Raw genomic sequence first — 6,618 nt, forward strand, 5'->3', positions numbered from 1 at the left:
GTCCAGATCATGCGAGCCCTGAGGCGTTCCCGCCGGGCGCGGGAAGGATGGCGGGATGGGCACGGGGCGGGCGCGGGTCCGCGTCAGGATCAGGGTCGAGGGGATCGTGCAGGGGGTGGGCTTCCGCCCCCATGTCCACTCCCTGGCCCGGCGGCTGGAGCTGTCGGGATGGGTGGGCAACGACGGCCACGGCGTTTTCATCGAGGCCGAGGGGGTGCCCGGTGACGTCGCGCGGTTCCAGGAGGACCTGCGAGGTCAGGCCCCGCCGCTGGCGGTGATCCACCGCATGACGGCCACCGCGATACCGGCGCGCGGAGAGCGCGGATTCCGCATCGCGGCCAGCCGGGACGGAGACCAGCGGGTCACTCTTATCTCACCTGATGTCGCGACATGTGATGACTGCCTGGGCGAGCTGTTCGACCCCGCCGACCGGCGATACCGCCACCCTTTCGTCAACTGCACCAACTGCGGGCCGAGGTTCACCATCATCCGGGACCTCCCCTACGACCGGCCCGCCACCACGATGGCCGGATTCGCCATGTGCGGGGAGTGCGAGAGGGAGTACCTCGACCCGTCGGACCGCAGGTTCCACGCCCAGCCGATCTGCTGCCCGGCCTGCGGCCCGGTCCTGCGCCTGCTGGACGGCGGCGCTCCCCACGGCGGCGGTGACGATCCGATCGCGGCGGCGGCGGAGGTACTGCGGGCGGGCGGCGTCCTGGCGGTCAAAGGACTCGGCGGGTACCACCTGGCGGTCGACGCGGCCAACGAGGAGGCCGCCAGGACCCTCCGCTCCCGCAAGCGCCGCGAGGACAGACCGTTCGCGATCATGGTCCCCGACCTGCGCGCCGCCCACGCGCTCTGCGAACTGGACGACGAGAGCGAGCGGCTGCTCACCGGCCCGCGGCGCCCGATCGTGCTGCTGCCCCGCCGCTCCGGCGCCGCGCCGGCCGGAGCCGTGGCGCCGGGCGACCGCACCCTCGGCCTCATGCTGCCGTACACGCCGATCCACCACCTGCTCGCCGCCGATTTCGCCCGGCCGTACGTGCTCACCAGCGGGAACCTCTCCGATGAGCCCATCGTTCACCGCGACGGCGACGCGCTGGTCAGGCTCGCCGGGATCGCGGACGCCTTCCTGACCCACGACCGGCCGATCCACATCCGCGCCGACGACTCCGTGGTCCTCGTCGCGCGAGGGCGGGCACTGCCGCTGCGCAGGTCCCGGGGATACGCCCCGGAGCCACTGCGGCTCTCACCGCCCGCCCGGCGGCCGGTGCTCGCCTGCGGTGCCGAGCTGAAGAGCACGTTCTGCCTCGCCAGGCGGGGGTACGCCTTCGTCTCCCAGCACCTGGGCGATCTGGAGAACCACGAGACGCTGCGCTCCTTCACCGAGGGGATCGAACACCTCGGGCGCCTGCTCGGCATCACCCCCGGCCTCGTCGCGCACGACCTCCACCCCGAGTACCTGTCCACCAAGTACGCCCTCGATCTGGAGTCGGTGGAGCTGACCGGGGTGCAGCACCACCACGCGCACATCGCCTCCTGCCTGGCCGACAACGCCGAGAGCGGCCCGGTCATCGGGGTGGCCTTCGACGGTCTCGGTTACGGCACCGACGGCACGATCTGGGGCGGCGAGCTCCTGGTGGCCGACCTCGCCGGCTTCACCCGCGCCGGCCGCCTGGCGCCGGTGCCGATGCCCGGCGGTACCGCGGCCATCAGGCAGCCCTGGCGGATGGCGGCCGCTCACCTGGACGCGGCGTACGGTGCCGCGCTCCCCGAGGACCTGCCGGTCAGGGCACGCCACGGCACACGCTGGGACGAGGTGCTCGCCGTGGCCAGAGCAGGGACGAACTCCCCGCTCACCTCCAGCGCCGGTCGCCTGTTCGACGCGGTGGCGGCGATTCTCGGACTCCGCGACACCGTCGGATACGAGGGACAGGCCGCGATCGCCCTGGAGCAGCGGGTCGATCCCGCCGAGGGCGGCGCCTACCCGGCGCGGATCCTCGACGAGGGGCCGCTCGTGACGATCCAGGTCGCGGACCTGGTCCGCGCGGTCGTCGAGGAGACCCGCGCCGGGGTGGTCCCGGCGCTCGTCTCCGCCCGCTTCCACAACGGGCTCGCCGCCGTCACCGCCGCCGCGTGCGCCAGGGTCCGCGAGGGCACCGGGATCGGCACGGTCGCCCTGTCCGGCGGGGTCTTCCAGAACCGCCTGCTGCTCGACGGCCTCGCAGGAGCCCTCCGGCTCGGCGGCTTCCGGGTCCTGACCCACCGTGCCATACCTCCCAACGACGGCGGCATCAGCTTCGGCCAGGCCGCCGTGGCGGCGGCCCGCGACGCCCTCGGCCACCCCTGACCCGGGGCTGAGAGGGACGCCGGGAAGTCAGGGGCGATACGTCCCGAAGTGCCAGAGGTTGCCCTCCGGGTCCTTGCAGGCGTAATCGCGCGAGCCGTAGTCCTGGTCGGCCAGCTCTCTGGTGACCTCGGCTCCGGCCGCGACGGCCCTGTCGTGGTGGGCGTCGGGATCGTCCACGGCGATGTAGGTCCCCGGGCCGCCGGGTTCGCCCCTACCGGTCATGACCATCCCGGTGCCGACGATCAGCTCACCATGACCGACGCCTCCGTCGTCGGCCGTGACCAGCTCGTGAACCTCGAATCCGAATGCCTGGACCAGCCAGTCGACGGCCTTGGCGGGGTCGCGGTAGCGGACCATCGGATACACGGTTCGCATGTTTCCTCCTCCTGTTCGGTGACCACCACGATGTCACCGGCGGGAGGGACGAGGCTTGGAAAAATCTGACCTGGTCATCCGGGGACACGCGGCGGCGTCGCCAGCTCGCGGGGGGTGACCCCGGCCATGGCCCTGAAGTCGCGGTTCATATGGGCCTGGTCGTAGTAGCCGCAGACGGCCGCGGTGTCGGCCAGGGACATGCCGGATCTCAGCCGGCCGGTGGCGTGTTCGAAGCGCAGCACCCTGGCCGCGGCCTTCGGCGCCAGCCCGACCTGGTCGTGGAAGCGGGAGACCAGATGCCGGTGACTCCACCCCAGCTCGGCGGCCATCGAGGCCACGGACACCGCGCCACGGGTGGCGACCAGGCGGCTCCACGCCCAGCCGACGCGGCGGTCGGGGACCGGCGCGGAGTCGATCCGCTCGCTGAGCGCCTCGTCCAGCAGCGCGAGCCGGGCGGCCCGGCCGGAAGCCTGTGCCAACCGCTCGACCGTGGTCGTGGCCCACGGCCCGAGCACCTCCTCCAGCGACACCACCCGGTTGGTCAGCTCCCGCATGGGCACCCCGAGCAGCCGTCTGGCCCCGAGCGGTGTGAGGTTGACCTGCACCCCCTCGGCGGTTCCGGCCGTGGTGGTGTCGACGTAGGTGTCGTGCAGGCCGCCCGCGAACGACGCCAGCCGCCGGCCTCCCCGCGGCCCGTTCAGCGCGAGCGGCGCGCCGAAACCGAAGATCATCACGACGCCGGCGAACGGCGGCTGCCGCCGGGGCACGGGCTCGGCGTAACGCTCGGTGTAGGCCGACAGGTGCGTGACGTACGACCGAAGGAAGGCACCGGGCTCGCCCTCGACGAAGGTCAGACCCTCGGCCACCGCTGCGTCGTCCACCCTCCGACCATAACCGCCGCCCACGACAATCCGGTGTCGCGGCCGTGCTGGGAGAGGGCGCCCCAGGAGGTGCCCTCTCCGCCTTTCAGGAGGTCAGCCCGGTGTGGTAGGCGAGGAAGGTCAGCTGGTCGGCGGCGAGCTCGATGGTCTTGCTCACCGAACGGGCCCCGTGGCCGGCCTCGATCTCGTTGCGGAGCAGGATCGGCCGGTCACAGGCCTGGGCGTGCTGCAGGGCCGCGCACATCTTCCAGGCATGCAGCGGATGGACCCGGGTGTCGGACTGGAAGACCGTGAACAACGTCGCCGGGTAGCACTCCCCCTCGCGCACATGGTGGTAGGGGGAGTAGGAGTGCAGCCAGGCGAACTCGTCGGGCTTCTCGGCGGAGCCGTACTCGACGTTCCACGTCGCGCCCAGGCCGAACAGCTCGTAGCGGATCATGTCGAGCAGCGGCGCCGAGCAGACCACCGCGGCGTACAGCTCCGGGCGCTGGGTCAGGGCCGCGCCGACCAGGAGGCCGCCGTTCGAGCCGCCGGAGATGGCCAGTTGCGAGGACGTGGTCACGCCGGTGGCGATCAGGTACTCGGCCGCCGCGTGCAGGTCGTTGAAGACGTTCTGCTTGTGGGAGAGCATCCCGGCCCGGTGCCACTCCTCGCCCTGCTCGCCGCCGCCGCGCAGCTGGGCGATGGCGTACGTGCCGCCCGCCTCGACCCAGCTCAGGATGGACGCCGAGTAGCCGGGGGTCATCGAGAGCCCGAAACCGCCGTAGCCGTACAGGACCGTGGGGCGCGGGCCCTCGGTGCCGGGGCGGGAGATCACCAGCATGTGGACCTCGCTGCCGTCGGCGGAGTGGTAGGTCACCTGCTCGGTGTTGACGGCGGGTACCTCGACGGCACCGGGGGAGGCCGCCCAGAGCGTCGTCTCGCCGGTGCGGGCGTCGTAGCGCTGGATGCTCGGCGGCGTGGTGTTGTCGGTGTAGCCGAACCACGCCTCGTGACCGCCCTCCGGGCGCTCGCTGATGCCGCCGATGGTGCCCAGGCCGGGCGTCGGCACATCTCCGACGCGCTCACCGGTGGCCAGGTCGTGTACCGAGATCTCGCTGATCGCGTGGCGGGTCCAGCCGACGAGCATGACCGGCCGGTCGAGCTCGTCGAGGATCGCGAAGTCCGTCAGCACGGCCTCGGGGTCCTGCGGGATGAGGTCACGCCAGTTCTCGAACCGAGGGTCGGACGGGTCGGTCACGCAGACACGGGCGCGCGGGGCGTCGCGGTCCGTGAAGACGTACAGGCGGCCGTCGCGGCCGAAGTGCAGGGCCGTCTGGGCGTCGACGTCCTGCTGGACGACGACCAGGTCCGGGGAGGAGGGGGAGGAGGCCTCCAGGTCGGCCACCCACAGGTCGTTGCGCGGCGCCGTGCCGCGGGAGGCGGAGATCTGCAGCCAGCGGCCGTCGCGGGAGACCGCCACGCCGTAGTAGTTGGTCTTCTCCAGGCCCTCACCGAAGATCAGGACATCCTCCTCGGTGGAGGTGCCGACCCTGTGCAGGTAGACCCGGCGGTGGAACTGCTCCTCCCCCTCGGGCACCTCGGTGGCGGGCAGTCTGCGCACGTAGTAGAAGGCCTCGCCACCGGGCAGCCACGCCACGGGGGAGTAGCGGCACCGGTCGATCGGTCCCTCGATGCGGTCGCCGAACGCGACGTCCATCAGGTAGAGGCTCGACTCCTCGTCGCCGCCCACCGAGACCTGGTAGGCGAGCAGGCGGCCCTCCTTGTCGGGCTGCCAGGAGTCGAGGGTGGTCAGCCCGGTCGAGTCGAGCGCCATCGGGTCGAGCAGCGCCCGCTCGGTGCCGCCGGGATCGACGGTGTAGAGCACGGCGTGCTCCTGCTCCGGGGTGCGCCTCATGAAGAACCGCCGCTCCCCGCGCCACGTCGGCGCGCCGACCGAACCGGACCTGAGCAGCTCCGTGATCCGCGCCTTGAAACCCTCGCGTCCGGGGAGGATGTCCAGCTCGGTCTCCAGCAGCCTCTCCTGCCCCACCAGCCAGTCCTTCGTCGCCGGATCATCCGAATCCTCCAGCCAGCGGTAGGGGTCGGAAACAGGCACCCCGTGGAGCTCCTCGACGAGCTCAACACGGCTGGCTGGAGGATATGGCTGTCGCGTCATGGCAGGAACCCTACGACCTCGGCAGGGCAGAACGCGGGCATTGCGCGACGGGCGTATCTGATCTGCGGCAGGAGGAGTTAAGAACTAGTAATGCGGGCATAAAACGTATCAGGTTTCTCTCCAGTCATTTATGGGTGGCGGGAACCGCGACGCAGAAGCCAAACTTGGTGAAGGACGGTGCCGTGGTGAGCATCCGCTGGGCCGTCCGGCGGAGGTCCTCGTGACGGAAGCGCCCGGGCCCCAGGAGGGGCCGCCAGCCGGGGCACGCGGTGGCGTGCCCCCTCAACTGACACGTCCTGCGGCGGGAGAGGCCCGCTGATGCGCCAGGTCCTGCTCTTGAACGCCACCTACGAACCCCTGACCACCCTGTCCCTGCACCGGGCCGTCGTGCTCGTGCTCAGGGAGAAGGCGGACGTCGTGCACCGCGACGGGCGGGGCGCCGTGTTCCGCTCGGCGAGCCGCACGCTCGACGTTCCTTCGGTGATCAGGCTTCGAAGATATGTCCGGATTCCCTACCGGTCGCGGATTCCGCTGACCCGAACCGCGTTGATGCGTCGGGACGACTACCGATGCGCCTACTGCGGCCAGCGGGCCGAGACCATCGACCATGTCATCCCGCGCTCGCGAGGTGGCCCCCACACCTGGGAGAACTGCGTCGCGTCGTGCACGACGTGCAACCACCGCAAGGCCGATCGCATGCTGGAGGAACTGGGGTGGACGCTCAGCGTCGCCCCGGTGGTGCCACGCGGCGTCCACTGGCGGTTGATCGGCGCGCACATCGTCGGCGATCCCCAGTGGGCGCCCTACCTCGCGGAGAGCGCGGCCTGAGAACGGCGCCGCCGTGCTCGCGCCGC

The 6,618-nt window shown here is 71.5% G+C and carries 5 protein-coding genes; 2 read left to right on the forward strand and 3 right to left on the reverse strand.

The genetic code is table 11. The features are described from left to right. Nucleotides 1-55 precede the first annotated feature (55 nt). Nucleotides 56-2,350: a carbamoyltransferase HypF gene (hypF, locus tag ABT130_RS19915; RefSeq protein WP_350957155.1), complete on the forward strand. Its 2,295-nt coding sequence runs from the start codon at nucleotides 56-58 to the stop codon at nucleotides 2,348-2,350. A gap of 27 nt (nucleotides 2,351-2,377) precedes the next feature. On the opposite strand, the gene ABT130_RS19920 is transcribed toward hypF, so the two are convergent. The 3 genes from ABT130_RS19920 to ABT130_RS19930 all read right to left on the reverse strand — a co-directional run bounded on the left by ABT130_RS19920 (nucleotide 2,378) and on the right by ABT130_RS19930 (nucleotide 5,764). Next, the gene (locus tag ABT130_RS19920; RefSeq protein ID WP_350921611.1) at nucleotides 2,378-2,725 is read right to left on the reverse strand and encodes a VOC family protein; all 348 of its coding nucleotides are present in this window, start codon (nucleotides 2,723-2,725) and stop codon (nucleotides 2,378-2,380) included. 74 nt (nucleotides 2,726-2,799) lie between these two features. After that, nucleotides 2,800-3,606, reverse strand: a complete 807-nt coding sequence (locus ABT130_RS19925; protein ID WP_350921614.1) for a helix-turn-helix domain-containing protein — start codon at nucleotides 3,604-3,606, stop codon at nucleotides 2,800-2,802. Nucleotides 3,607-3,691: 85 nt separating this feature from the next. Continuing rightward, the gene (locus ABT130_RS19930) at nucleotides 3,692-5,764 is read right to left on the reverse strand and encodes a prolyl oligopeptidase family serine peptidase (protein ID WP_350957157.1); all 2,073 of its coding nucleotides are present in this window, start codon (nucleotides 5,762-5,764) and stop codon (nucleotides 3,692-3,694) included. Between the two features lie 318 nt (nucleotides 5,765-6,082). On the opposite strand from ABT130_RS19930, the gene ABT130_RS19935 reads away from it, so the two are divergent. Continuing rightward, nucleotides 6,083-6,592, forward strand: coding sequence for an HNH endonuclease (locus ABT130_RS19935; protein ID WP_030917850.1), 510 nt, complete (start codon nucleotides 6,083-6,085; stop codon nucleotides 6,590-6,592). Nucleotides 6,593-6,618: the final 26 nt, after the last annotated feature.

Origin of the sequence: Streptosporangium sp. NPDC001681 (assembly GCF_040298085.1) — a bacterium.
Classification (GTDB): Bacteria; Actinomycetota; Actinomycetes; order Streptosporangiales; family Streptosporangiaceae; genus Streptosporangium.

What these genes read in the sequence shown, in the direction of transcription:
- hypF (WP_350957155.1), top strand. Translation starts at nt 56, where the DNA reads ATGGGCACGGGGCGGGCGCGGGTCCGCGTCAGGATCAGGGTCGAGGGG.
- ABT130_RS19920 (WP_350921611.1), bottom strand. Translation starts at nt 2,725, where the DNA reads ATGCGAACCGTGTATCCGATGGTCCGCTACCGCGACCCCGCCAAGGCC.
- ABT130_RS19930 (WP_350957157.1), bottom strand. Translation starts at nt 5,764, where the DNA reads ATGACGCGACAGCCATATCCTCCAGCCAGCCGTGTTGAGCTCGTCGAG.
- ABT130_RS19935 (WP_030917850.1), top strand. Translation starts at nt 6,083, where the DNA reads ATGCGCCAGGTCCTGCTCTTGAACGCCACCTACGAACCCCTGACCACC.